The organism is Shewanella aestuarii (assembly GCF_011765625.1).
GTDB lineage: Bacteria > Pseudomonadota > Gammaproteobacteria > Enterobacterales > Shewanellaceae > Shewanella > Shewanella aestuarii_A.
The window spans coordinates 515,476-539,539 of record NZ_CP050313.1; the positions used below are offsets into that span (position 1 = coordinate 515,476).

29 protein-coding genes are annotated in these 24,064 nt (G+C 40.8%); 11 read left to right on the forward strand and 18 right to left on the reverse strand.

Annotation, left to right across the window (positions count from 1 at the left end; genetic code table 11):
* Positions 1 to 109: 109 nt before the first annotated feature.
* The gene (locus HBH39_RS02420; protein WP_167675279.1) at positions 110 to 640 is read left to right on the forward strand and encodes a hypothetical protein; all 531 of its coding nucleotides are present in this window, start codon (positions 110 to 112) and stop codon (positions 638 to 640) included.
* Here the strand turns inward: HBH39_RS02420 and HBH39_RS02425 are convergent, their stop codons facing one another.
* Positions 641 to 1,960 carry a GGDEF domain-containing protein gene (locus tag HBH39_RS02425; RefSeq protein WP_167675281.1) on the reverse strand — a complete coding sequence of 440 codons (1,320 nt, stop codon included), beginning with the start codon at positions 1,958 to 1,960 and terminating at the stop codon, positions 641 to 643. It abuts the gene before it with no gap.
* The gene (locus tag HBH39_RS02430; RefSeq protein ID WP_167675283.1) at positions 1,960 to 2,955 is read right to left on the reverse strand and encodes an ABC transporter substrate-binding protein; all 996 of its coding nucleotides are present in this window, start codon (positions 2,953 to 2,955) and stop codon (positions 1,960 to 1,962) included. Before HBH39_RS02430 ends, HBH39_RS02425 begins: the two co-directional genes overlap by 1 nt.
* 337 nt (positions 2,956 to 3,292) lie before the next feature.
* Between HBH39_RS02430 and HBH39_RS02435 the strand changes: the two genes are divergently transcribed.
* The 3 genes from HBH39_RS02435 to HBH39_RS02445 are packed head-to-tail and all read left to right on the forward strand — an operon-like array spanning position 3,293 to position 5,654.
* On the forward strand, positions 3,293 to 3,526 hold the full coding sequence (locus HBH39_RS02435) for a hypothetical protein (RefSeq protein WP_167675285.1): 234 nt from the start codon (positions 3,293 to 3,295) through the stop codon (positions 3,524 to 3,526).
* A gap of 20 nt (positions 3,527 to 3,546) precedes the next feature.
* Positions 3,547 to 4,179: an amino acid ABC transporter substrate-binding protein gene (locus HBH39_RS02440; protein ID WP_167679930.1), complete on the forward strand. Its 633-nt coding sequence runs from the start codon at positions 3,547 to 3,549 to the stop codon at positions 4,177 to 4,179.
* Entirely contained in the window at positions 4,179 to 5,654 is a 1,476-nt protein-coding gene (locus HBH39_RS02445) for a methyl-accepting chemotaxis protein (RefSeq protein ID WP_167675287.1), read from the forward strand. The genes HBH39_RS02440 and HBH39_RS02445 overlap by 1 nt, the downstream gene beginning before the upstream one ends.
* A 368-nt stretch (positions 5,655 to 6,022) precedes the next feature.
* On the opposite strand, the gene HBH39_RS02450 is transcribed toward HBH39_RS02445, so the two are convergent.
* From HBH39_RS02450 to HBH39_RS02515, 14 genes are all read right to left on the reverse strand, one after another.
* Positions 6,023 to 6,271 carry a transposase gene (locus HBH39_RS02450; RefSeq protein ID WP_167675289.1) on the reverse strand — a complete coding sequence of 83 codons (249 nt, stop codon included), beginning with the start codon at positions 6,269 to 6,271 and terminating at the stop codon, positions 6,023 to 6,025.
* Between the two features lie 77 nt (positions 6,272 to 6,348).
* Positions 6,349 to 6,498, reverse strand: a complete 150-nt coding sequence (locus tag HBH39_RS02455) for a hypothetical protein (protein WP_167675291.1) — start codon at positions 6,496 to 6,498, stop codon at positions 6,349 to 6,351.
* A 301-nt stretch (positions 6,499 to 6,799) separates the two neighbouring features.
* Positions 6,800 to 8,167: a magnesium transporter gene (gene mgtE, locus HBH39_RS02460; protein ID WP_167675293.1), complete on the reverse strand. Its 1,368-nt coding sequence runs from the start codon at positions 8,165 to 8,167 to the stop codon at positions 6,800 to 6,802.
* 75 nt (positions 8,168 to 8,242) lie between these two features.
* Positions 8,243 to 8,518, reverse strand: a complete 276-nt coding sequence (locus tag HBH39_RS02465) for an HPr family phosphocarrier protein (protein WP_167675296.1) — start codon at positions 8,516 to 8,518, stop codon at positions 8,243 to 8,245.
* 37 nt (positions 8,519 to 8,555) lie between these two features.
* Positions 8,556 to 9,413: an RNase adapter RapZ gene (gene rapZ, locus HBH39_RS02470; RefSeq protein ID WP_167675298.1), complete on the reverse strand. Its 858-nt coding sequence runs from the start codon at positions 9,411 to 9,413 to the stop codon at positions 8,556 to 8,558.
* Positions 9,410 to 9,853, reverse strand: coding sequence for a PTS IIA-like nitrogen regulatory protein PtsN (ptsN, locus tag HBH39_RS02475; protein WP_167675300.1), 444 nt, complete (start codon positions 9,851 to 9,853; stop codon positions 9,410 to 9,412). The genes rapZ and ptsN overlap by 4 nt, the downstream gene beginning before the upstream one ends.
* Before the next feature lie 2 nt (positions 9,854 to 9,855).
* Complete coding sequence (hpf, locus tag HBH39_RS02480; RefSeq protein WP_167675302.1) at positions 9,856 to 10,143, reverse strand: ribosome hibernation promoting factor; 288 nt, start codon at positions 10,141 to 10,143, stop codon at positions 9,856 to 9,858.
* 25 nt (positions 10,144 to 10,168) lie between these two features.
* On the reverse strand, positions 10,169 to 11,650 hold the full coding sequence (locus HBH39_RS02485) for an RNA polymerase factor sigma-54 (RefSeq protein ID WP_167675304.1): 1,482 nt from the start codon (positions 11,648 to 11,650) through the stop codon (positions 10,169 to 10,171).
* Positions 11,651 to 11,821: 171 nt separating this feature from the next.
* Positions 11,822 to 12,553, reverse strand: a complete 732-nt coding sequence (lptB, locus tag HBH39_RS02490) for an LPS export ABC transporter ATP-binding protein (protein WP_167675306.1) — start codon at positions 12,551 to 12,553, stop codon at positions 11,822 to 11,824.
* Positions 12,550 to 13,140 carry a lipopolysaccharide transport periplasmic protein LptA gene (lptA, locus tag HBH39_RS02495; protein WP_167675308.1) on the reverse strand — a complete coding sequence of 197 codons (591 nt, stop codon included), beginning with the start codon at positions 13,138 to 13,140 and terminating at the stop codon, positions 12,550 to 12,552. Before lptA ends, lptB begins: the two co-directional genes overlap by 4 nt.
* Entirely contained in the window at positions 13,127 to 13,687 is a 561-nt protein-coding gene (gene lptC / locus HBH39_RS02500) for an LPS export ABC transporter periplasmic protein LptC (RefSeq protein WP_167675310.1), read from the reverse strand. The genes lptA and lptC overlap by 14 nt, the downstream gene beginning before the upstream one ends.
* The gene (gene kdsC / locus HBH39_RS02505; RefSeq protein ID WP_167675312.1) at positions 13,684 to 14,250 is read right to left on the reverse strand and encodes a 3-deoxy-manno-octulosonate-8-phosphatase KdsC; all 567 of its coding nucleotides are present in this window, start codon (positions 14,248 to 14,250) and stop codon (positions 13,684 to 13,686) included. Before kdsC ends, lptC begins: the two co-directional genes overlap by 4 nt.
* Before the next feature lies 1 nt (position 14,251).
* On the reverse strand, positions 14,252 to 15,229 hold the full coding sequence (locus HBH39_RS02510) for a KpsF/GutQ family sugar-phosphate isomerase (protein WP_167675314.1): 978 nt from the start codon (positions 15,227 to 15,229) through the stop codon (positions 14,252 to 14,254).
* A 35-nt stretch (positions 15,230 to 15,264) separates the two neighbouring features.
* On the reverse strand, positions 15,265 to 16,227 hold the full coding sequence (locus HBH39_RS02515; protein WP_167675316.1) for a calcium/sodium antiporter: 963 nt from the start codon (positions 16,225 to 16,227) through the stop codon (positions 15,265 to 15,267).
* Positions 16,228 to 16,449: 222 nt separating this feature from the next.
* Here HBH39_RS02515 and mlaF point away from each other — a divergent pair, with 222 nt between their 5' ends.
* The 7 genes from mlaF (at position 16,450) to murA (ending at position 21,145) form a co-directional block, all read left to right on the forward strand.
* Positions 16,450 to 17,274, forward strand: a complete 825-nt coding sequence (mlaF, locus tag HBH39_RS02520; protein ID WP_167675318.1) for a phospholipid ABC transporter ATP-binding protein MlaF — start codon at positions 16,450 to 16,452, stop codon at positions 17,272 to 17,274.
* A complete protein-coding gene (gene mlaE, locus HBH39_RS02525) occupies positions 17,261 to 18,046 on the forward strand; it encodes a lipid asymmetry maintenance ABC transporter permease subunit MlaE (protein ID WP_167675320.1) in 786 nt (261 codons plus the stop codon). Before mlaF ends, mlaE begins: the two co-directional genes overlap by 14 nt.
* Before the next feature lie 35 nt (positions 18,047 to 18,081).
* Positions 18,082 to 18,555, forward strand: coding sequence for an outer membrane lipid asymmetry maintenance protein MlaD (mlaD, locus tag HBH39_RS02530; RefSeq protein ID WP_167675322.1), 474 nt, complete (start codon positions 18,082 to 18,084; stop codon positions 18,553 to 18,555).
* A 10-nt stretch (positions 18,556 to 18,565) separates the two neighbouring features.
* Positions 18,566 to 19,219, forward strand: a complete 654-nt coding sequence (locus HBH39_RS02535) for an MlaC/ttg2D family ABC transporter substrate-binding protein (protein ID WP_167675324.1) — start codon at positions 18,566 to 18,568, stop codon at positions 19,217 to 19,219.
* A complete protein-coding gene (locus tag HBH39_RS02540) occupies positions 19,216 to 19,548 on the forward strand; it encodes an STAS domain-containing protein (RefSeq protein ID WP_167675325.1) in 333 nt (110 codons plus the stop codon). Before HBH39_RS02535 ends, HBH39_RS02540 begins: the two co-directional genes overlap by 4 nt.
* A 71-nt stretch (positions 19,549 to 19,619) precedes the next feature.
* A complete protein-coding gene (locus HBH39_RS02545) occupies positions 19,620 to 19,871 on the forward strand; it encodes a BolA family protein (RefSeq protein ID WP_167675327.1) in 252 nt (83 codons plus the stop codon).
* Between the two features lie 14 nt (positions 19,872 to 19,885).
* The gene (gene murA, locus HBH39_RS02550) at positions 19,886 to 21,145 is read left to right on the forward strand and encodes a UDP-N-acetylglucosamine 1-carboxyvinyltransferase (protein ID WP_167675329.1); all 1,260 of its coding nucleotides are present in this window, start codon (positions 19,886 to 19,888) and stop codon (positions 21,143 to 21,145) included.
* Between the two features lie 69 nt (positions 21,146 to 21,214).
* On the opposite strand, the gene degS is transcribed toward murA, so the two are convergent.
* Together degS and degQ are read right to left on the reverse strand one after the other, a co-directional pair.
* On the reverse strand, positions 21,215 to 22,291 hold the full coding sequence (degS, locus tag HBH39_RS02555; RefSeq protein ID WP_167675331.1) for an outer membrane-stress sensor serine endopeptidase DegS: 1,077 nt from the start codon (positions 22,289 to 22,291) through the stop codon (positions 21,215 to 21,217).
* A gap of 151 nt (positions 22,292 to 22,442) precedes the next feature.
* On the reverse strand, positions 22,443 to 23,792 hold the full coding sequence (gene degQ / locus HBH39_RS02560) for a Do family serine endopeptidase DegQ (protein ID WP_167675333.1): 1,350 nt from the start codon (positions 23,790 to 23,792) through the stop codon (positions 22,443 to 22,445).
* Positions 23,793 to 24,064: the final 272 nt, after the last annotated feature.

The following is a 24,064-nucleotide window of genomic DNA, read 5'->3' on the forward strand; positions in this document are numbered from 1 at the left end:
TGGCGCGCACTATAGCATTTTTATAATTTGGGGTTAAGCCATTTGATTTTAACTCAGTCAGTTTAGGTATATTATCTTTTAATGGTTTGGTATTTTAGGCGAGAATATCATGTTAAAGATCCAGCAAACTGCGGTGTTAATGGCGATCGTTGCGCTACCATTGAGCGGTTTTTCTTTGTCTGCACTGGCGCAAGGCCCGTTAGCTTATGAGCATTTAAACCAGCCAAAATCATCTGTGAATCATCAGTTATCCAAATATCATCATAGGCCTCATCATCCCATTCGCCCTCACTATCGTGGTTATCGTGATCCTTGGCGCTGGGGAGCCGGTTGGAATAATTATTGGGGCCCCAGTTTTGGCATTGGTTGGAGTAGCGGTTATCGATGGGGGAATGACTGGCGTTACCCTTATCGTTATAACCGATATCAAAATGATGCTTATTCTTATCAACCCGTTAGGACTGATCCTGTAAGTAAAGCTCCACCAGAGCAAACAACCACTTCAGTTCAGTACGATTCTGGCTTAAAAACGTTACCGGATAATGCGAGGGTGATTCAGCAAGATGGCAAGGTCTTATATCAGTGGCAAGGGCAAATTTATGCTTATGATTGGAATCTCAAAATCTATGTTAAACAATAGTTAATCATAGCCAGCTTGGTCAATATCTTCAAATAAACAGTATTCTCTGCGTGGGTCGTGCTTTGCAATATACATGGCGGTATCAGCTGCAGTGATTAAGGTGAGGCTATTTTTTCCATGGGCTGGAAATTGACTAATACCAATACTCGCGCCAACATTGATGGTATCGTTGCCCATTTTCATTGGCAGTTTTATCACATCTAAAATTTGTTGGGTTTTAGCGATAATATCTGTACGGCTTTCGATAAAATCTAACCACACAACAAACTCATCACCGCCAAAACGCCCGACAAAATCACTACTTCTAAGGCTCATGATTAATCGTTTGGCTATTTGGGTAAGTACTTCATCACCGGTTTGATGACCTAAGGTGTCGTTAATAATTTTAAAGCGATCAAGGTCGATAAATAGCAATGCGGCTTGTTGTTGGGAGCGTGCGTCTCTGGTGATGGCAAGATCAATTTGTTTAATAAATGCACGGCGATTGTAGATAGCTGTTAGCTCGTCATGTTCCGCTAAATAAGTGAGTTTAACTTGTTGCTCTGTCAATTTCTGGGTTTGTCTGGCAACTTCTTCTTTTAGGGCTTCTTTTTTAATGGTGGTGCTTTCAAGTGATGACGTCATTTGATTAAAGTGTTGTGCCATTTCTGAAAACTCATCGGTATTTTGATACTTAATACGGCTATGTAAATGACCCTCGGCTAAATTTTTCATCCCAATAATGAGTGTTTTCATACCTTGTCTAAAGCGGAATAAAGTCATGGATGACCATAATGTTACGGTTAGCGACAGTAAAAATACCACGACAGAGACTACGATAAGTAAGGTTTGTTGCGTTTGTTTAGCTTGTGCAATGGTAAGTTGGTGAAGGTTAGTCATGTCTTCAGTCATTCTTTCAATATTCATGCTGTATTTTGCTTTCAACAGTCGCTCTGAATTGATTCGTTCTTGCTCGGTTTGAATCTGTGAAGATTTAGATAATTGAGTATTAAATAACACCCTAATGTTAGTATTAAGTCGATTAAGATTATCAAGCACTCTTTGTTGTTGGCTATTCCACTGCATTTTTCGTGTTAGCTCAAAGGCTAAATTAGCTTGACGGGTATTGAGTTCATTTAAACTCATTTGGTCGCTATATTCTTCATATAGCCATAATTGACTGCGCAAACTGTCGATGCTTAACTGAATTCGCATTGAGTGATTCAGTTGAGAATAGATTTTTTGTTGATATAGATGGGCTTGAAATAATGTAGCGCCTACAGCAAGCGTCAAAAGGGTGCATAAAAACGCTGTCAGATTTAGGCGCGCGGCAAACCTCATTAATGTTCCCCTTGATGTTGCTTGATGGCAGATTCAAACAACCTTCTATCAATAATCATTCTTATATCGATTCGATTATCTTGGGGGGCTAAATTTCTGTCAATTGCCCATTGTAACTGTGATTGTATATTTGATACTAAGGCATTACTTAATGACAGTCTGAAGGTGTAATCTGGCCAAAGATAGCTTAATTGGGCCCTATCTATCTCTAATATTTTACTCATTATTTGTTGAGTTTTTTGCGGATTTTGATGCATGTAATCAATCGCTTCATTCAACGCGTTGAGGATGTTTTGCATACTCTTTTCGTCAATAGGATTGGTTTTTAAACGGATTAAATTAAACGAGAGATTGTATAAACCCTTGGTTCTCATTATCTGGTTGTGCAGACCGATTTCTTTATATAACTCATAGCCTGAAGGCTCCCATGCCGAAACTATATCAACTTGATTGGCAAGTAGTGCGGGGATTAATTCGGTAGAGCTTAAGTAAACTCTTTCTACATTGATATGTTGCATGTGATGCAGCATGAGTACACTATCAAAGAAAAACTCACTGGCGCTTCCTTTCACGACTCCCACTTTTGCGCCTTCAATGTTGGCCAGATTTTGGTATTTTTGAGGCGATAAGGTTAGCAGTTTTACATCGTTATCCGATTCCACAAAGCTAGTCATAATGGCAAAGTCATTGCGATAAAAACTATTAAACGCAGCGACGGTTTCAGACGATGTAGCAAAATCTACATTACCTGCGGCCAATTCATCAAAGCACTTCACGCCACCGTTTTCTCTTTGAAGTATTACATTAACCTTGTGTTGTTTAAATAATCCGAGATGATGCGCGACAAAAATGGGGCTAGATAATGGGGTATTTGATACCGCAATGGTAAAAGTGTTGCTAGTGTCATCACTGACAATATGTTCAACATTTTTAGTTTCGTTAGCTGGTTGGCAACCGACGAGCAGTATCATCAATGCGACATAAAATAGCTTCATAGGTACCTGATTGGCAGGGTTATTGTTATAAGTGTAGCGCTATATTCATATTTAGGTATGAATGATGATAAATTTTCTGTCGTATTTATTACAAAAGCTGCTATGAGCTAACCTAGCGCACATTGTTGATCTATCTTGCTAAAGCTCCACCAAATCAGTTGTTAACTCATATTTATAACTATTGGTTAAGTCACTCATATATATGTGCAAACGTATTCATTTTGACAGTAGACGACCTGTGTGACATTAACAGTTTGTTAATGCTCTGTTATTTCTACCTATAGTGTTTGTCGTGCATGTTTAAAAATAAGAATTAATAATCCTTAAAGGAGTGTTTGTGCACTTAATATCTGAGTTTTCAATTAAGCAGTCTGTCAAGATTGCTCTTATATGTATGCTGTTTTTGATTCATATAAATGTGATTGCAAAACCACTGCTTATTCCAGGCGTTGAAGGAGGAACCACTTTACCGGTAACTCTGCTTGAAGAAGTCGTTAAACGCAGTGATGTTTATGACTCTATCACTTTTGCCTATGGTTCAAGGGGGATACCAGTTTTAGTAAAACAGTAAATGACCTTAATGCGGGAACATTGGATCTATTATGGACCGCGACATCAACAGAATATGAATCACAATTACTAGCGGTTTATTTTCCACTCTATCGCGGGACGTTAGGGATGCGATTAGGGATTGTAAGAGATAATAATACGTCGTTATTTAGTAATGTTAAAAACCTTGCTGATTTACAACGGTTTACGGCCTGCCAAGGTAAAATGTGGGCAGATACTCACGTGCTTGAAGCTAATGGAATTAAAGTGGCTAAAAGCTTAGGTTATCCGAATATTTTCCCGATGGTTGAGGCCGATAGATGTGACTATTTTCCTAGGGCTATTTTTGAGCCTTGGGTTGAGGTTGAGAGAGAAGCTCAGTACCAGCTGCAAGTTGAGCCGCATATTATGCTGCGCTACAAAATGCCATTTTTCTTTTTTGTGAAACAGGGCAATTTAGCATTAGCTGATCACTTAAATACTATTTTGTTTGCCATGTTTGAAGATGGCACTTACCAAAAGTTATTCAATGCCGATGCCGATGTAAAAAAAGCATTGAAATTAGGTCATTTGAATAAACGGGTAGTGATTGATCTTACTAATCCTTATGTTTCTGATCGTGTAAACGCTATCCCTAGTCAAGTTTGGTTTGACCCTATTGCTGGAACAAAATAATGAAAACAATTACTGGTAAAATTACATCTTTAGTCATTATCATCGTATTAATAGTCGGTGTCGCTGTTGCTGTAGGCTCATATTTAGTGAATAGCCAAAGACTTTATGACCAATATGATATTCAAAAATCAGTTATTAAAAGTCAACTTGAAGTTATCTTAAAAGAGCCTGTATTTGTCTATGATAAAGACAGTATCAATTCCATTATTATGGCGTTTTCAAAGCAGCCGCTTATTGCAAAAATCTCAGTGCAAGATCAGCGAAATCGCTTAATGGCAAATATTTCAACAGACAAATCTCAAGATGAACAAATACAGTTATCCCTTCAATGGGAGGGAAGTGTTATTGGTGAGGTGACTGTACAGTTTAGTAAACAACAAATGCGTGATGCACTTAATGCCATTTTATTAGAAGCATTTATTTCTTCATTAATTAATTTAATCACGTTAGTGATTTTATTGGTTATTGTTCTGCGTAAAGTGATGGTGTTGCCGCTGTTAGATGTAAATAAGGTTTTAGCTAATATCGCCGGTGGTGGCGGTGATCTAACGGCACGTATTCCAGTCGAGCGTAATGATGAAATTGGTCAGTTAGCGATAAATTTCAATAGTTTTATCGAAACTATACAATTGATTATTAAAGATATTGCTGGTGCTGAACATCAGCTCAAACAGGTTTCTATTCAAGTCAAATCGGTCAATCAAAAAGCAATTCAAGGCAATGCGAAACAAAGTGATTTAACCGCCGTTTCGCTTTCTAATTTACACCAACTCGATTTGGCCACTAAAGAAATCGCCAGTAATTCGGAATCAACCTCAGCTAAAACTCAGCAAGCTTATCGATTATCAGTTGCGAGCGGTAAAGATATTCAGGCCAATGTAGAACAGGTTCAAGCACTAGTAGATAACTTAGATCGTACCGCCACTGAAGTGACAAGTTTGAAAGCTGCGAGTGATAATATAGGCAAGGTGTTGGATGTGATCAGTGGTATTGCTGAACAAACAAATTTGTTGGCACTTAACGCCGCCATTGAAGCCGCTCGCGCTGGAGAGTCTGGGAGAGGGTTTGCTGTAGTCGCAGATGAAGTGCGGGCACTAGCAAGTAAAACTCATGATTCCACCTCGGAAATTCAATCTATTATTAGTCATTTGCAAAAACAGGCTGATGCATCATATCAAGCAACCTTAACCAGTAAAGACTTGGTAGCCGTCACGATTGAAACCACCTATAAAACGGGTGAGTCATTGATGAAAATTACTGATGAAATGAATAGCATTAACGATATGATCACCATGATTGCTAGTGCGTGTGAAGAGCAATCTAACGTCACTTCAACAGTCGCTAATGATATGCGCACACTTAGCCAAGGTGCACATTCATTGAGTGATGACGCGGAAGAATTACAAACTACCACGGCAAAACTCATTGAAGTATCAAAAAAAATGGAAGCACAAATCGATAGGTTTAATTATTAAGTGATTACAAGCTGAGTCTTGAGGCTAAGCTTTTGGGAATGAAAATGGCAAGGGTGTTAGAAAACTCACTATTTTGGCTCTAGCGCCATATTATTGTTTGTGATCGTTGTTTGCATTGATATATAAAATTGCTGGGGGACAATTGTCTATATCCTAACACCCTTGCCGAAACCGATTTTAAGTAATTGATTGTAATTGCTGATGTAAACTTTTTTATCTATTGCCTTTAATGAAAATGGCAAGGATGTTAGAAAACTCACTATGTTGGCTCTAGCGCCATATTATTGTTTGTGATTGTTGTTTGCATTGATATATAAAATTGCTGGGGGACAATTGTCTATATCCTAACACCCTTGCCGAAACTGATTTTAAGCAATTGATTGTAATTGCTGATGTAAACTTTTTATTTGTTGTTGTAGTGATGCAATTTGACCCACGATTTGATGCTTTTTATTGAGCTTTGTGTTGTCGGTTGACTTAACCCAGTTGTAAACGGTTTTTGAGGCAATGCCGTAATCTTTAGCCACCTCAGAAAGTAGGCGATTATGGCACTTAACTTGATTAACGACTTCGTTAATTAGTGCATCTGAATAACGGCTATTTCGATAGTAATTCATAATCTATATCCATTTTTTACACGTTAAGTTCTGCAACCAGAAGTACATTTGCAAACTATAGGTACAAGAGGTTAAGTTTAGTGCTTTTCGACTTCCCATTGGCTCACTCCTAGGTGAGCAAAAAAAGCATATTGCTGTTGAATGAAGCTTGTGCTTAATAGACAGGTACGAGTGACATTTTTAAGTATGCTGCCCGGTAAAACTTTAACGATTGAATTGTTTTTCATAACCTTATCTCCTACAACATGAGCAGTGTTCACGTAATGAACTACTCCTTTATGGGTACTTATCTATATGGAAAGTCTGTGCCAAGTTTTAAAATAATTTTTGTTGTTAAATTTCAGCAACTTGTGGTTTTAGCTAATTATTGCAAACTCTATAGCTGGATCGTTTTGGTGCAATTGCACTAACTTGGCGTAAATAAGAGTGATAAATGGGTAAAAGTTACCAAGCTGAAATTAAATAACAGCTTGGCAATCTGCTGGCAGATAAGTTGAGGTCAAGTAGTGGTGTTAAGACTGGATAAGGTTAAGACATTAAAAACAATGTGGCTAATCCTAAAAAGGCAAACAAACCGATAACGTCAGTGACGGTTGTTAATACCATGCCACCGGCTAATGCGGGATCAATATTAAACTTTTTAAGTACGAGCGGAATGGCTGCTCCGGCAAAACCAGCGATGGTCATATTGATAAGCATCGCGCCACCAATCAATCCACCTAAGGCGAGATCGTCTTTCCATAACCAGATGGCTATAAAGACCAATATTGACCATATTAGGCCGTTTAAAAAGCCAATGGCCAGCTCTTTGCCTATTAACCAGCGTGAGTTTGACTGGCCTATGTGACCAACGGCAATCCCGCGGATCACCAGCGCCAAGGTTTGGTTACCTGCCACACCACCCATACTGGGTACTATCGTCATTAAAATGGCAATGGTAGCAAACTGTTCTAATGTTCCTTCAAACATGTTACTCACAGAAGCAGCCAGCAGGGCGGCAAATAAATTAATGGTTAACCACATTGAGCGACGTAAAGTACTTTTGAGGACGGGGCCAAAGGTGTCTTCGTCACCATCCATGCCTGCCATACCCATCATAGAATGCTCGGCATTTTCTCGGATAACATCTACCACATCATCAATGGTGATCCTGCCTAGCAGCTTACCGTGTTCATCAACAACCGGCGCAGATACCCAGTCATGGCGTTCAAATAATTGTGCGACATCGGTATCAGGCATGTCGACCGGGATACTTTCCAAGTCATCTGCCATGATGCTACGTATATTGTCGTTAGGATTACAGGTCAATAGATCTGCCAACCTAACCCCACCAAGAACCGAATCTGATCTGTCAACAACGTAGAGGGTATCAGTGGTATCTGGAATATTGCCTCTTTGGCGCAGGTAGCGCAGCACGACATCGATACTGACATCCGGTCTAAGAGTTAGGGTGTCGGTGTTCATCAAACTGCCAGCTGTATCTTCTGGGTAGCTAAGTGCTTGTTCTACTCTGAGCCTATTTTGGGTACTCATTGATTGTAGTACCTGTTGATAGACGGTATCGGGGAGACTTCTTAAAATATAAGCGAGGTCATCGGTGTCCATGTCACTAGTGGCTTGGGCCAGTTTTTCTGGTGACATACCGCTGATAAGTGCATCTTTTAGATCTTCATTGAGCTCCTCGAGAATATCACCGGCTTGTTGTTGGTCGATCAATTGCCATAATATTTGTCGGCTTTTGGGGGGAGAAGATTCAAGAATATGGGCTACATCGTTGGCGGCCATGTCATGGAGCATATTGCGCACATGGACAAACATTCCGCTGCTAAGCGCTTGGCTAAGTTGATTGAGTCGTGCCGCGGTCAATTCAGTATCTAATGCTTCTTCGATACCCATTTAACACTCCTGTCGAGCTCAATAAAATGCTGTTTAAATAATTTGATGTTATATCAAGCCTATCAAAGCAAGGCTTTAACAGCACTCGTCAAACTTGGCATTGATTAAATTACATATGGCGTCTAATGCTGCTTGTGCATCTGGTCCTTCAGCGGTGATGTCTATTGTTTTACCAATACCGCTTTCTAACATCAACAAGCCTAGCACACTGGCGGCGTTTGCTTGTTTACTGCCTTGGATTAGTGTGACATTAGCATCAAATTCGGTAGCCAATATTGCGAGCTTGGTCGCTGCTCTGGCGTGTAAACCGAGTTTATTCGTGATGGTGACTTGACGTTGCAATAGGCTCATTGTGAGTGTTCCATCAACAGAGGTTTTAAACTTTAGGTTATTTGTGTTTGTTATCAAGCTCGCGGTGCCTTGCGTGAACAACATGCTTGGTGCTGGATGCAAATCGTTTACTGAGTTGATCCGCAATATAAACTGAGCGATGTTGTCCACCAGTACAACCAATTGCGATGGTTAAATAGCTACGATTATTACGCTCTAGGTGTGGCATCCATGTTTCAAACAAATTTTCAATTTGCATAATGAATTTATTAACCAGTGGCTGCTTACCTAAAAAGTCTTGTACAGGTTGCTCAAGGCCTGTAAAAGGTCTTAATTCAACTTCCCAATGTGGGTTTGGTAAAAAGCGCACATCAAACATAAAGTCTGCTTCTGTTGGCATGCCATGTTTAAAGCCAAATGATTCAATGTTGATCACTAAGTCTTTATCAACACTACCCATTAAAATTTCACGAACTTGGTCGCTAAGATCGTAAATATTGAGCGCAGAGGTATCAATGTAATGATCAACAACACTCGCTATCGGCTCTAACAGTTTGCCTTCTAGCTTTATCGCATCTTGAAGTGAAATTTGATTTTTAGAGAGAGGGTGTAACCGACGGGTTTCGCTGTAGCGTTTAAGTAGCACTTTATCTGATGAGTTCAGAAAAAAGCTAGTGACTTCAATATCATTACCAAGTAGTGCCAGTTGCGCTTGTAGTACTTTACCTTGTTCTGCAATGTTTCTGACATCAACACTGATGGCGACTAAATCACTGCTGGCTTTTAATTGTTCAAGCAAGGTGCCAATCATTGCCACAGGTAAATTATCAACACAATAATAACCAAGGTCCTCCAGCACCCTAAGTGCAACGGATTTTCCTGAGCCAGAACGTCCTGATACTATGACTAATTTCATGTGGTAATAACCTGATAAAGTTCGCTTGAATCGTTAGTTTTACGCAACTGCTTGAGTGTGAGTTTGTCTGATAACCTTTCTGCCATTGAAGATAATGTACTGAGGTGCTGCTGACATTGATCGGCAGGAACTAACAGTGCAAACAGTAAGTCAACCGGTTGTTTGTCGATGGCATCAAAAGCAATAGGCTCTTCGCATTTGATAAAAACGCCTATTGGGTGATCAATAGTTGTCAAGCGACCATGCGGGATCGCAATACCATTGCCTATACCTGTGCTGCCCATTTTTTCGCGAGCCACTAAGCTTTCGAAAATTTCTTGTGAGGAAAGGGTCGGGTACTGGGCAGCGACTAAGTCGCTGATTAATTCCAGTACCTTTTTCTTACTGCCCGGTGTGGCACAGGTAGTGCATTCCGGCTGCAGGATGGTACTAAGTTCCATCGTTAATGCTTAGTCAATTTCTCTTTGTGTTTAATAACCTGACGATCGAGTTTATCGATCAGGGCGTCTATGGCTGCGTACATGTCACTGTTTTCTGACATGGCAAATACTTCAGCGCCGTTTAAACTCACTTTAGCTTCTGCTTTTTGTGATTGTTTTTCAACGTTCAGTACCACGTTGACATTATTGATCTGATCGAAATGTCGTTCAAGCTTTGTGAATTTTGTCGCGACATATTCTCGAAGTGACTCGGTAATTTCTACATGATGTCCTGATAAATTGATTTGCATATAGTTCCTCCAATCGCTTAGTAGGTTATAAACTCTTACGTTGGTTTGAGGGCGGGATCATCATCGCTTCACGATATTTCGCGATAGTACGACGCGCAACATTAATCCCTTGCTCGGCCAGCAGTTCGGCCATTTTACTATCGCTTAATGGCTTTTTCTGGTTTTCAGCCGCAACCAGCTTTTTAATAAATGCGCGGATTGCTGTTGAAGAGCATTCTCCGCCATCGTCAGTGCTAACGTGGCTAGAGAAAAAATATTTCAGTTCAAATAAACCCCGTGGGGTGTGCATGTATTTTTGGGTGGTAACCCGTGAAATGGTAGATTCATGCATTTCAACGGCTTCAGCAATATCATTTAACACCATAGGTTTCATGGCTTCTTCACCATATTCAAAGAAACCTTGTTGAAATTGCACAATGCAATTGGCGACTTTAAGTAAGGTGTCGTTGCGACTTTCTAAGCTTTTGATAAACCACTTGGCTTCTTGTAAATGGCCACGAATAAATTGGCTATCTGCTTGGTTTTTGGTACTGCGAGCCATTGAAGCATAGTGCTGATTAATACTAATTTTTGGCATGTTATCTGGGTTTAATTCAACTACCCAGCGGCCATTCTTTTTGGTCACTGATACATCTGGAATAACATAATCGTCATCAGGGGGGGAGATCATTGCCCCTGGACGCGGATTCAGTGATTGGATTAGCTCTATAGCTTCGCGTAAATCATCTTCTTTGAGCTTGGTTTTTCGCATTAAGGTGCGAAAATCTCGACCAGCGATCAAATCTAAATAGTCTTTGATCAACAGTTTTGCGTTTTCAATGTGCGGCGTGTCAGGGGCATATTGCATTAGTTGAATTAATAGACACTCACGCAAGTCTCGTGATGCCACGCCTATTGGGTCAAAATGCTGAATGCGCTTTAATACGGCTTCAACTTCGTCAAGCTCAATATTTTCATCGCCCATCGCCTCTAAAATATCTTCAGTGCTTTGGGTTAAGTAGCCTGTGTCATCAATGGCATCAATAATGGCTGTGGCAATGGCTAAGTCGGTTTCGGAAAATGGGGTTAGGTTTTTTTGCCATTCTAGATGTTCATATAAGCCTTCAGAGGTTTCACCTTGAAATGGCATATCATCACTTGGCAGGTTACCAGAACCTGAACCAGACATTGGCGATGCGGTATAGACTTCATCCCAAGAGGTGTCCATTGGGAGTTCATCTGGTAGTTGTTCTTTGGTTAGTGATTCTGCTGTATCGACGTTTGAGGTATCTCTTTCAACCGCAGATACCGAGACTTCATTGAAGTCGGTGTCAGATTGATCTTTTGACTTTTCAGTGTTTAATGGTGAAAACTCATCTTCCATTTCTAGTAGGGGATTTGAATCTAATGCCTGTTGAATTTCTTGCTGAAGCTCCAATGAAGATAACTGCAACAACCTAATCGCTTGTTGCAGCTGTGGGGTCATCGTTAGATGTTGACCCATTTTTAGTTGGAGTGAAGCTTTCATTACGACTAATCCCTAGATGAAATATGGTTTGCCACACAGATTATACAGTAATTCATTACTGAAATAGTTAATTAAAACTGAATGTTAGTTGTTATTTTATCCGTTAACATTGTGACTGTGAATCACTGATTGAATTTAATCATCGTTGATTTAAATTACACCTCAGATTAACTATAGCTTGAATTGTTCGCCTAAGTATACAGCCCGAACTTGCTGATTGTTTAGGATCTCTTCCGGTGTGCCTTCGGCAATCAAATTACCTTGGCTAACAATGTAAGCGCGTTCACATACATCAAGGGTTTCACGCACATTATGGTCGGTGATCAGTACCCCTAAACCACGATTTTTTAACTGTTGAATAATTTTCTTGATATCAATAACCGAGATGGGGTCTACCCCTGCAAAAGGTTCATCTAATAAGATAAACTTAGGGTTTGCCGCTAATGCTCGGGCGATTTCAACTCGACGACGTTCACCCCCCGATAATGCCATACCTTGGCTGTCTCGAATATGTGTAATGTGGAACTCTTCTAAAAGATGTTCAAGTTCTTCTAAACGTTGCTCATTACTGATTTCTTTGCGAGTTTGCAATACCGCCATAATATTATCGTGTACGGTTAGTTTTCTAAAAATACTCGCTTCTTGAGGCAGATAACCGATGCCCTTACGTGCTCTTAAATGCATGGGGTCTGCGGTTAGGTCGTCTTCATCAATGAGTATTCGGCCGTTGTCGCTTTTTACTAGTCCTACAACCATGTAAAAGGTAGTGGTTTTTCCTGCACCATTAGGGCCCAATAAGCCCACAATTTGACCAGTTTTAACGGTTAAACTGACGCTTTTGACAACTTGGCGGTTTTTATAGCTTTTAGCTAAATTTTCGGCTTTTAAGGTAATTTGAGTCATTGGTTACCTTGTTTTTCTAGCTGGGTTTCAGGGCTTTTTGGCTGACTAGCAGGATCAGCCTCTTGGAAGTTTTCTGGCTGAATAATAGTAATGACGCGATCGTTACCTGTGCCTGTACTTTCTGCAACTAATTCCTGAGCATTTATGTTATAGCGGATCATGTTGCCGGTAACTTGGCTGCCCGCTTGATCAAGCTTAGCATTACCAGTGAGAAGTAATGTGGTCGTTGCTAAGTCATAACGAATTTCATTTGCACTGGCTGTACCGACGCGGCCATCATCTAATTCTTGAGAGAAGGTCGCAGGATTTCCGGTGGCAACTAAGGTTTGGGTTTGTCCGTTCTCGCTTGAAAAGGCTCTTAGCTCATCTGCATTGATATTAATTGAACCTTGGGTGATTTTCACAGGGCCATTAAAGATGATTTGATTGTTTTTAATGTCTGCGCGTTGACTGACTGCTGCAATTTTTAATTCTTGCTGTAAATCACCTTCTTTAGCTGAAGTGTTAAATGACAACACACTGAGGGCGAATAGGCATAATGCACTAGCGCGAGTAAAGTATGTTGATGATAACTTAGTTTGGTTCATATGTTCCTTCTACCTGACTTAGCAAGGTAATTTGTTCTGCGTTTAGCTCAGCATGTAAACCTAAGCCTTTAATTTGAAATCCATTGCCTTTTAATAGTACCCACTCTTCTGAACGACCAATCATGGTTTCTAAATCCATTGTCATTTGTTCAGTAGACAAAGATTGAAGTGGTTCAGTCATATCGATAGCATCGATAATAACATTGTTGAGTAAACTTACTTCATTGATATCTTGGTCTAAAATGGCTTTTTCGGCGGTCAGTTGCCATAGAGCTTCACCGTTTTCTGGGTAAATGAGCAAAACGGGTTCAGTAAATAAGGTTTTGTTATTGCTAGCATAATGTTCCATATGCTTGGCCGTCATTTTATTGTCAATGTAACCTTGTTCATTAAATACAGTAGTTTTTAAGTCTTGTGCAATATAATCGGGACGCTCAATATTATTACTTTTAGTCAGGTCCATTTGACTGCGCTTGAGCTGCACTTGCCAGTAAAGTGCAAGCGCTAAGCCAAAAAAGGCACAAATGGCGAGAGTGGAACGACTCATATACTCATTCCATGGGCATCTTCAAATTTATTTTGGCTTAATAATAATAAGTCAGTCAGCTCTCGTAGTGCGCCATGTCCCCCTTTGATATTAGTAACCATATGACAATGTTGCTTAACAAACGGGTGACCATCAGCAACACAAACTGCAAGCCCTACGGCTTTCATGACAGGTAAATCTACCATGTCATCACCAATATAAGCCACTTCATCCGCGCTGACGTTATACTTTTTCATTAGTGTATTAAAGGGTACAAATTTGTCGTCGACACCTTGGTGAATATCGCATATACCCAATGCTGTCATGCGGTTTTCAACAATTTTAGATTTACGCCCGGTGATCACCGCAACATTGAAGCCGCTAGTTAGCACCGAGCGTACGCCGTATCCATCTCGAGTATGGAATGCTTTTGATTCTTCGCCGCTGTTGCTTAGATAAATGCGACCATCAGAAAATACCCCATCAACATCGCAGATAAGCAGTTTTATTTTTTGCGCACGTTGCCAAATATCATCGCTGATAGGGCCATAAAAACCTTGATGGGTTTGAGCATTGTCAGCCATGTTAAATCACTCCTGCTTTTACCATATCGAGCATATTTAATGCGCCAACGGGTTGCTGTTTATCATCGACCACAATTAAACCATTTATGCTTTTGGATTCCATCACTTGTAGGGCTTGTGCAGCTAACACATCGGCTGGGCTAGTCACACAATTTGCGGTCATCACTTGTGATATTGGGGTGGTACGTAAATTTACTTCAGCATCAATGACTCGGCGTAAATCACCATCAGTAAAAATACCGACTAAGGTGTTGTTATCATCAACAACCGCTGTCATGCCAAGGCCTTTATTAGAAATTTCGTATAAGGCTTGGGTGATACAGATATCTTGCTTAACCAAAGGTAAGCTATCACCTTTATGCATAATATCATTAACTTTTAATAATAATTTACGGCCTAGAGAACCACCTGGGTGCGAGAGGGCGAAGTCATCACGAGTAAAGCCCTTGGCTTGCAATAAAGCAACAGCAAGTGCATCACCCATCACCAGTGTTGCTGTGGTACTGGATGTTGGGGCTAATCCAAGTGGACAGGCCTCTTCTGGGACTTCTATACATAAATGCAGTTTGGCTAGTTTTGCCATGTTGGATTCCGGTTTGCCAGTGATTGCAATAACCGGCACACCCATTCGTTGGATAACGGGCATTAGGGTTAGAATTTCACTGGACTCACCAGAGTTTGAAATAGCTAGAATAATGTCGCCTTTGGCTAACGCGCCCAAATCCCCATGGCTTGCTTCTCCTGGGTGGACAAAAAATGCCGGTGTACCTGTGCTAGCAAAGGTTGCAGAAATCTTATTGCCAATATGGCCTGATTTTCCCATGCCCATGACAATGACTTTACCTTTGCATTGCATGATTAATTCACAAGCTTGGCCGAAGGCATCAGAATCAACAAATTGATAAAGATTGTCTAAAGCTGCTTTTTCAATATCAATAACCTTACGGCCCCATTGGCGAAATTGATCTTGGTTTGCCATGTCTATCTCTCTTTGAAAATGTCCTTTATGCCCCATTAATGAGCGCTGAAAACAGCGTATTGGTACGCAATAAAGGTAACGAGTAATAATGCGCCATGCCAGCGTGTAAGCTGTTTTTTTGCTCCGCTAGATAACACTAGTACGGCTAATGCGGTGCTAGTGGCTAGCACCATATAAAAATCTCTATCTATGGCTGCGGCGTCAACTGCGCCTGGAGCAATAATGCCCGGTATGGCTAACACTGCCAAAATATTAAATAAGTTTGAACCAACAATGTTGCCAATGGCTAAATCGTCTTCTTTTTTTAGTACACCGGCCACACAGGCTGCTAGTTCTGGCAAACTGGTGCCAATAGCAATAATGGTTAAACCAATCACCAAATCGGATAAGCCATAGTATTTGGCAATTCCAACCGCGCCATCAACCATCCAACCGGCTGATAAAGGGAGCAAAACCATACCGATAATGATCCATATGATAGCATGAATTGTCTTAACGTCTTTAGGGATCTCATCATCCATTTCTTGATCTAACGCATCTGCTTCTTTGTTACGCATTGCTTGGAAAATAAAGGTTCCCATCACTAACAAAAAGGCTGCTATAAGAATTAAGCCTTCCATTCGCGTTAACGTGCCGTCATGGATTAAATAGCCAGCTAAAACCGTGCCCGCTAACATAATTGGAATTTCACGTTTTAAGGTCTGTGAACCAACGGAAATGGCACCTAATAGGGCTGTTAAGCCTAGTATTAAGGTGATATTGGCAATGTTAGAACCCAGTACATTACCAATTGCGGTGTCGTTCATGCCATCCATTGATGCTGTTGCGGCAACAAACATTTCTGGTGCTGAACTTCCCATCGCAACGATGGTTAAGCCAATAAGCATGGGGGGTAATCCAAGATTACGCGCAAATGCTGATGCACCGTAAACAAACTTATCAGCACTATAAATTAATACCGCTAAACCAGCACATAATAATAAAATATTAACTAACATGAGATCCCTTCAATTTAAATTCTGGGGCTATTTTCCCTGCAAATGCACTAAATTGAAAGTATCAATAACAATATGAGAATTTATTTTAATCAGTTAGCTGTAAGGTTAATTTAGTTTCATAATTGATGTGTTTTGTGGTGTGCTTGTTGTTAGGTCTGCAACATTGACGTAAAATCTAATAGTCATTGAAATGCTAGGACGGCCACTATCTCTTCAAATATCATGTCTGATACATCAATTGTACTCAAAAATCCATTAGTAGAAGTTTCACACCTTAGTTTTAGTCGAGGTGAAAAAGTTATTTTTGACGATATTTCACTGATTATCCCCAAAGGAAAAGTGACAGCCATCATGGGACCCAGTGGTATAGGCAAAACCACCTTACTTAAATTGATTGGGGCGCAGTTAACACCTGACAGTGGTGAGGTTTTATTTGATGGTCAAAATATTCATCAATTATCACGCAGTGAGCTTTATCAATTACGCAAACGTATGAGTATGTTATTCCAAAGCGGCGCTTTGTTTACTGATATGAATGTGTTTGACAATGTCGCCTTTGCGTTGAGGGAACATTCTGGTCTGCCTGAGGAAATCATTCGTCGTATTGTTTTAATGAAGCTACAGGCGGTTGGTTTAAGGGGCGCGGCTTATATGATGCCAAGTGAGTTGTCTGGCGGTATGCAACGTCGCGCTGCGTTAGCAAGAGCGATAGCATTAGAACCTGAAATGGTAATGTATGATGAGCCATTTGCAGGGCAAGACCCTATTTCTATGGGGATGCTGGTTAAATTGATCCGTGAATTATCTGATTCGTTAAAGCTCACTTCAATTGTGATCTCTCACGACGTAAAAGAAGTACTTGGTATCGCTGATTATGTTTATGTGGTTGCAGACAAAAAAGTGATTGCCAAAGGTACGCCAGCAGAGCTAAGAGACGCTGACAATCCTCAATTAAAACAATTTATTGAAGGAGCTCCCGATGGGCCTGTTCCATTTCATTATCCAGCTGCCGATTATTTACAGGAGTTAATTAATGCAGGGGATTAATTGGATTGCAGATATAGGCCGCTATGCTATCGGGCTGATTGCAAGTTTAGGCAATGCAGGATTACTGCTATGGCGTGCACTGGTGCACATGCCAAATCCTAAAAAGATGATGCCATTAGTTGTGAAGCAAATTTATGTGCTTGGCGTACGTTCAATGGTGATTATTATTGTATCAGGTTTGTTTATTGGCATGGTGTTAGCGCTTCAAGGCTACACTTTGTTAGTCGACTTTGGCACTGAAGACAGTTTGGGGCCTATGGTGGCACTTAGTTTATTACGTGAGCTAGGACCGGTTGTTACAGCGCTGCTGTTTGCTGGGCGTGCTGGCTCAGCATTAACCGCCGAGATTGGCCTGATGAAATCTACTGAACAGTTATCTAGTTTAGAAATGATGGCGATTGATCCTTTAAGGCAAGTGATTGCTCCACGTTTTTGGGCTGGAGTGATCTGCATGCCATTACTTGCCTTGATGTTTAGCTTAGTAGGTATTTTTGGCGGCCACCTTGTCGGGGTTGAGTGGAAAGGCATCGACAGTGGTGCATTTTGGTCAATTTTGCAGGCATCCATTGAATGGCGACAAGATATTGCCAATTCAATCATTAAAAGTACGGTGTTTGGTATAGTGGTTACCTGGATAGCCTTATACCGAGGCTATGAAGTGATGCCCAATCCAGAAGGAATTAGTCGAGCAACCACCTCTACGGTTGTGCAGGCCAGTTTAGCGGTTTTAGCCTTGGACTTTTTGCTGACGGCAATCATGTTCGGAAATTAAGATTAATTCATTAACTTATTAAGTGGTTTAAGCGTATGTTGACACGGAAAATTGAGTTGTTAGTCGGTCTGTTTTTACTGTCAGGATTGATTGCGTTTTGTGTATTGGTCTTCAATGTGGCTAATGTCAAAGTAGACACTCAGGATAGTAAATATTCACTTATTGCTGAATTTAATAATATTGGCGGACTTAAAGTTCGAGCACCGGTAAAAGTCGGTGGCGTGGTTGTTGGGCGAGTTTCTGAAATTACTCTTGATGATCGTAAACTGGTGCCCATTGTCACCTTGACCATGGATAAGCGTTATGATCAGTTTCCTGAAACCAGTAGTTTATCTATTTTAACTTCCGGTTTACTTGGTGAGCAATTTATTGGCTTAACCCCAGGCTTTATTGATGATGATATTGCTATGCTTGGTGATGGCGATAAGGTTCATGACACCCGAGGCGCGCTGATTTTAGAAGATTTAATTGGTCAGTTGTTATACAGCATGTCTTCAAAAGATAAATAGGAGCGAGTTTATGCAAGCACTGTCAGTCCGTATATTTCCTGTGATTTTATTGCTATTGAGCACGCAGATATTCGCTGCTGAGGTAAACACTAAAGATCCTTATGAATTAGTGAAGCAGGTTTCAAATCAAGTTTTTGACCGTTTTCAGCAAGATAAGAGCTTAATCACTCAAGATAAAAATTATATTGAAGTGATTGTTACCGATGAGCTAATGCCTTATGTCGATTACAAGTACACGGCTTACAAGGTAATGGGCCAATATTTGCGTGAAACCAATGATGATCAACGAGATCGCTTTGTTGAAGCATTTAAAAGTTATTTGATTGCCACCTATGCGCAAACCTTGACTGAGTATAGCGATCAAACCTTAGCATTTGATCCTGCCGTTGATTTCCGTCAAGAAAAGTTTGCTGATGTTAATATGCAGATTATTGAGAATGGACGTCCACCGATTAAGGTACAGTTTAAAGCGCGTCGCTTGAAAGATGGCACATGGAAGGTATTCGATTTAGTTGCTGAAGGAGTGAGCTTGCTGGCTTCGAAACAATCAGAAATATCCAATTTAATTCGTCAACAAGGCATTGAATCAGTGATCACTATGCTGAATGAGAAAGCGCAGCAGAAAATAGACAATCAAACGCAAACGGGAGGCAATCCCGCGTGATTAGCTTTGAACAACAGGGCGAGACTTGTTTACTGCAAGGGCAATTAACTCAAGATGAGGTCACACAATTGTGGCCTAATCGTCATCAACTATTTACTGCATCCACCCAAGTGTTAGACTTGTCGGCTTTGACTTATGCTGATAGTGCCGGTATCGCCATGCTATTAGCTATGAAAGGATTCCCAAGCATTGAGGGTGTAACGGATAATGAGCAACAATCCGCTGCGAATGTGCCCATGTCACGGACCTTAGTTAATCCTAGTGCTCAATTAACAAAAATGATTGAGTTATATGATTTAGATGCATTTTTTGCTGCATCAGCAAGATAAATTAACCCAGTAGTTATTTAACGAATTTAGAAGTTTGCTGCCAAAGCCAGCTTCGTAAAAAGGTAAAATTCATGGATTGCAAAGTTATTGAGCAAATTCTTTTAGACGCTTTACCCCTTTCAGAAGTACACGTCACATCAGATGGTAGTCATTACAAAGTGGTGGCTGTGGGTGAGTGCTTTGAAGAAATGAGCCGAGTAAAACAGCAACAGGCTATTTATGGGCCGTTGGCTGACAATATCGCTAGTGGTGAACTACATGCGTTAACCATCAAGACGTTTACGCCGACTCAGTGGAAGCGTGAAAAACTTTTTAATATGTAATCATCGAGAAATCAGTGGATAAATTAACCATTAAAGCTAGCCAGCCTTTAACAGGCAATGTAGTGATATCAGGCGCTAAAAATGCTGCGTTGCCAATTTTGATGGCAGGGGTATTGGCTGAAACCGATTTTATTTTGTCTAACGTGCCTAACTTACGTGACGTAAATACTAGCTGTAAATTATTGCGTTGTTTAGGTGCAGACGTTGAAGAATTAGGTCAAGGCCGCATTCGTATTTCTACCGATAATTTGAATGAGTTTTGCGCACCGTATGATCTAGTTAAAACCATGCGTGCTTCTATTCTTATTCTAGGCCCACTGCTTGCTCGTTATGGTAAGGCAGATGTGTCATTGCCTGGTGGTTGTGCCATCGGGGCGCGTCCTGTGAATCTTCACCTTCATGGTTTAGAGTTAATGGGCGCTAAAATCGAAGTGAAAGAAGGCTATATTAAAGCCAGAGTTGATGGCCGCTTAAAAGGCGCGCATATTTTTATGGATATGGTAAGTGTTGGCGCAACTGAAAACCTATTAATGGCAGCGGCTTTGGCTGATGGCACAACGGTAATTGAGAATGCAGCTCGTGAGCCAGAAGTATCTGATTTGGCCAATTGTTTAGTCGCAATGGGTGCCAAAATTAGTGGTATTGGTTCTGCAACATTAACCATTGAAGGTGTTGAACGCCTCCAAGGTTGTGAATATCGAGTCATGCCAGATCGCATCGAAACCGGTTCATTCCTCGTCGCCGCTGTGGTTACTCGTGGTCATATTCGTTGTGAAGCGGCTGATCCTAAGTCATTAGAAGCCGTATTGTTAAAGCTTGAAGATGCTGGTGCTGAAATCACGACAGGTGAAGATTGGATTGAGCTGAATATGCATGGCAAACGTGCTAAAGCCATTAATATTAAAACAGCGCCTTATCCGGCATTTCCAACAGATATGCAAGCACAGTTTTGTGTTCTTAATGCGTTAGCAGAAGGAACAGGGCGTGTGACAGAAACGATTTTTGAAAACCGTTTTATGCATGTACCAGAGCTTAGCCGAATGGGTGCCAATATGGTGCTTGAAGGCAATACTTGTATTATCGAAGGGATTGAGTCGTTAAATGGTGCGCAAGTCATGGCAACTGATTTACGCGCTTCAGCAAGCTTAGTTATTGCTGGTTTAATGGCAGAAGGCACAACGACCGTTGATCGCATCTATCATCTTGACCGTGGTTATGAGCATATTGAAGCAAAATTCAAAGGCCTTGGCGGTGAAATTGTGCGCGTGTCTTAATTTTAATTAAATACATGCTAGTAAAAAGCCATCAACGCGTTGATGGCTTTTTTAATGATTTTTAATTGGTTATTCTGGCAATGTGCTTTTTTCCACAATATAAACTGGCACTTGTTGCCTTTGACCTTTACGAATAATCGTCAAGATGATTTTTTGACCTGGTGGGGTCTCGGCTATTCTATCCATCAGCATTTCAACGCCAGGAACTTCTTCATCTTCATAAGCCACAATCACATCTCGTGGTTGGATATCTGCCACTGCAGCAGGCCCATTAGGATCAATTCCTGTCACAAATACGCCTTTTAAATCGGGCAAATTCAATATTTGGGCAACGACTGGCGTTAACGGTTCACCAGAGATACCCAGAGCGCCGCGGATAACGCGACCATCAGCAATCAATTTATTCATAATGCTGTGTGCTAATTTTATTGGAATAGCAAAGCTAATACCGTTACCACCATTATCTCCACCAACCTGAAATGCTGCAGTGTTTATGCCGATAATTTCTCCTGTGGTGTCAATTAATGCACCACCAGAATTACCTGCATTAATTGCAGCATCAGTTTGTAAGAAATCTAAATATCCAGAACTTAAACCACTGCGACCGGTAGCGCTAATAATTCCTTGAGTGATGGTTTGCCCTAAGTTATAGGGATTACCAATAGCTAAAACTACATCACCAACTAGTGCAGGATTATTTATATTGATGGGTACGACCGGAAGGTTATCACCTTCAATTTTTAGCACGGCTAAATCGGTTTCAGGATCTGAACCGACAATCTCAGATGTGAACCGTCTTCCATCTTGTAAGGCGATAACAATTTCATCAGCACGTTTAATGACATGGTAGTTGGTTAATATATAACCTTGCTTACTCATGATCACTCCAGAGCCTAATCCTTGCAAAGAGCTGGAATTAAGGGGCTTTGTTTGATCTATGCTCAAACTATATATGTTAACTACCGCAGGGGCTGCGCGGCGAACTGCTTTAGAAAATGAAAGCTCAGAGCTAATATCTGCGCGATGGGTTAAGCCGCTTTTAAACGGACTACCATAAAATGAAGTGGCAAGTAAAAAAACTGCAGCCATGATCAGACCAAAAAGGATGGCTTTGCCGAGGTATATGCAAATGTCTTTAACGTTCATAGTCTGAAAATAGGGCAAATGAGTGTGTAATACTAACATAGCCAAAAAAAATAAGCATGGAAGTTGCCACTTCGATGCTTATTTTTATGATTGCTAACATTAGCTTATGCTAACCAATATTCCAATATCCTAGGCTGGTTAGCCATTTGGTTTAGCGCAATATGAGATAGCTGATATTGTTATCCCGTAAGATTTTTAATGCCACTGAACCTTGCTGATCTTCTAGCAGTTTTTTCAATGCTTGCAGATTTTTAGTTTTAGTACGATTGACGCCGACAATCACATCACCTTTTTGTAGGCCCGCTAGCGCTGAAGGAGAACCTTGAGCAACTTCAGTGATTTCAATACCTTTACTACCGTTTTCTAGCTTAGCGCCTCGTAGCATTGGGTGTAATGATCCTGCTGCGGCAACAACGGTATCTGCTTCACCTAAAGTGGCTTTAACCGTTTTGTTATCACCATCGCGAATTAATCCAAACTCAACTTTAGCGCCTGCGCCCATGGTGGCAACTTTGGCACGGAGTTCTTGGAAGGTTTTAATTTTACGACCATTTACGCTAACCAAAATATCTCCGGCTTTGATACCCGCTTTGTCGGCAGCGCTATCGGGTACAACCTCATTAACGAATGCACCATGTTGAGTATCAAGACCAAAGGCTTTGGCGAGTTCATTATCTAAATCACGACCAGTTACACCTAGCACGCCACGCTTAACTTCACCATGTTCAATAATTTGCTGCACTAAGTTGTTAACCATATTGGCTGGTATAGCAAAGCCAATACCAACATTACCGCCATTTGGCGCAACAATGGCGGTGTTAATACCAATTAACTCACCATTTAAATTGACCAGAGCGCCGCCTGAGTTACCGCTATTAATCGCGGCATCAGTTTGAATAAAGTTTTCTAGCATCTCAATGCCTAAACCGCTGCGGCCTAACGCACTAACAATGCCAGAGGTTACGGTTTGGCCTAAGCCAAATGGATTACCAATCGCAACCGCAAAATCACCGACTCGAATTTCATCGGAATCGGTTTGTTTGATCGCTGTTAAGTTTTTCGCTTCAATCTGTAATAATGCAATATCTGATTCTTTGTCTGAACCGATTAACTTAGCAGTGATTTCACGACCATCACTTAAACCAATTTGAATGTCATCTGCGCCATTAATAACATGGTTGTTGGTTACTATATAACCTTTGTTCGCATCAATAATGACCCCAGAACCTAAACCTCTAAATGGACGTTCTTGTACTTGTTCGCGTGGAGCGTTTGGCCCAAAGAAATAACGAAAAGCATCGGGAACCTGCTGTTTTGATACTTGAGTGCCAGAGACCGCTACCGACACTACTGCGGGTGTTGTGCGTTCTAACATGGGCGCTAAACTGGGTAATGCTTGCCCATCAACGGATTGCGGGAGCGCCGCTTGTGAGATAGCAGGCATAAGAGTTAATGAAGCGGTTAATAAGGCGGCTGAAACTAAAGTCAATTTCGTTTTCATTAATGTGGCTCCTGTTGACATACACGCTTTACATAAAATATGTGGTTTGTATGTCAGATTTCAAAGTTAAATATCGTTAATCATTTTGGATTGCGACTTTGTATATCAATGTGCTCTAAGTGTTTGTTCGTCTTTTAAAGTTAAGAGTTTGATGCCGAGAGTTCATAATCATGACTAATCAGTCTGAGTTGTGATTGTTTGCATTAGTTCATCGACGATTAACAAAGGTTAATTTAATGGAGTTAAGCGGTTACTTGCCTATTCGCTTTAAT

What these genes read in the sequence shown, in the direction of transcription:
- HBH39_RS02420 (WP_167675279.1), top strand. Translation starts at nt 110, where the DNA reads ATGTTAAAGATCCAGCAAACTGCGGTGTTAATGGCGATCGTTGCGCTA.
- HBH39_RS02425 (WP_167675281.1), bottom strand. Translation starts at nt 1,960, where the DNA reads ATGAGGTTTGCCGCGCGCCTAAATCTGACAGCGTTTTTATGCACCCTT.
- HBH39_RS02430 (WP_167675283.1), bottom strand. Translation starts at nt 2,955, where the DNA reads ATGAAGCTATTTTATGTCGCATTGATGATACTGCTCGTCGGTTGCCAA.
- HBH39_RS02445 (WP_167675287.1), top strand. Translation starts at nt 4,179, where the DNA reads ATGAAAACAATTACTGGTAAAATTACATCTTTAGTCATTATCATCGTA.
- HBH39_RS02450 (WP_167675289.1), bottom strand. Translation starts at nt 6,271, where the DNA reads ATGAATTACTATCGAAATAGCCGTTATTCAGATGCACTAATTAACGAA.
- HBH39_RS02455 (WP_167675291.1), bottom strand. Translation starts at nt 6,498, where the DNA reads ATGAAAAACAATTCAATCGTTAAAGTTTTACCGGGCAGCATACTTAAA.
- mgtE (WP_167675293.1), bottom strand. Translation starts at nt 8,167, where the DNA reads ATGGGTATCGAAGAAGCATTAGATACTGAATTGACCGCGGCACGACTC.
- HBH39_RS02465 (WP_167675296.1), bottom strand. Translation starts at nt 8,518, where the DNA reads ATGAGCCTATTGCAACGTCAAGTCACCATCACGAATAAACTCGGTTTA.
- rapZ (WP_167675298.1), bottom strand. Translation starts at nt 9,413, where the DNA reads ATGAAATTAGTCATAGTATCAGGACGTTCTGGCTCAGGAAAATCCGTT.
- ptsN (WP_167675300.1), bottom strand. Translation starts at nt 9,853, where the DNA reads ATGGAACTTAGTACCATCCTGCAGCCGGAATGCACTACCTGTGCCACA.
- hpf (WP_167675302.1), bottom strand. Translation starts at nt 10,143, where the DNA reads ATGCAAATCAATTTATCAGGACATCATGTAGAAATTACCGAGTCACTT.
- HBH39_RS02485 (WP_167675304.1), bottom strand. Translation starts at nt 11,650, where the DNA reads ATGAAAGCTTCACTCCAACTAAAAATGGGTCAACATCTAACGATGACC.
- lptB (WP_167675306.1), bottom strand. Translation starts at nt 12,553, where the DNA reads ATGACTCAAATTACCTTAAAAGCCGAAAATTTAGCTAAAAGCTATAAA.
- lptA (WP_167675308.1), bottom strand. Translation starts at nt 13,140, where the DNA reads ATGAACCAAACTAAGTTATCATCAACATACTTTACTCGCGCTAGTGCA.
- lptC (WP_167675310.1), bottom strand. Translation starts at nt 13,687, where the DNA reads ATGAGTCGTTCCACTCTCGCCATTTGTGCCTTTTTTGGCTTAGCGCTT.
- kdsC (WP_167675312.1), bottom strand. Translation starts at nt 14,250, where the DNA reads ATGGCTGACAATGCTCAAACCCATCAAGGTTTTTATGGCCCTATCAGC.
- HBH39_RS02510 (WP_167675314.1), bottom strand. Translation starts at nt 15,229, where the DNA reads ATGGCAAACCAAGATCAATTTCGCCAATGGGGCCGTAAGGTTATTGAT.
- HBH39_RS02515 (WP_167675316.1), bottom strand. Translation starts at nt 16,227, where the DNA reads ATGTTAGTTAATATTTTATTATTATGTGCTGGTTTAGCGGTATTAATT.
- mlaF (WP_167675318.1), top strand. Translation starts at nt 16,450, where the DNA reads ATGTCTGATACATCAATTGTACTCAAAAATCCATTAGTAGAAGTTTCA.
- mlaE (WP_167675320.1), top strand. Translation starts at nt 17,261, where the DNA reads ATGCAGGGGATTAATTGGATTGCAGATATAGGCCGCTATGCTATCGGG.
- mlaD (WP_167675322.1), top strand. Translation starts at nt 18,082, where the DNA reads ATGTTGACACGGAAAATTGAGTTGTTAGTCGGTCTGTTTTTACTGTCA.
- HBH39_RS02535 (WP_167675324.1), top strand. Translation starts at nt 18,566, where the DNA reads ATGCAAGCACTGTCAGTCCGTATATTTCCTGTGATTTTATTGCTATTG.
- HBH39_RS02545 (WP_167675327.1), top strand. Translation starts at nt 19,620, where the DNA reads ATGGATTGCAAAGTTATTGAGCAAATTCTTTTAGACGCTTTACCCCTT.
- degS (WP_167675331.1), bottom strand. Translation starts at nt 22,291, where the DNA reads ATGAACGTTAAAGACATTTGCATATACCTCGGCAAAGCCATCCTTTTT.
- degQ (WP_167675333.1), bottom strand. Translation starts at nt 23,792, where the DNA reads ATGAAAACGAAATTGACTTTAGTTTCAGCCGCCTTATTAACCGCTTCA.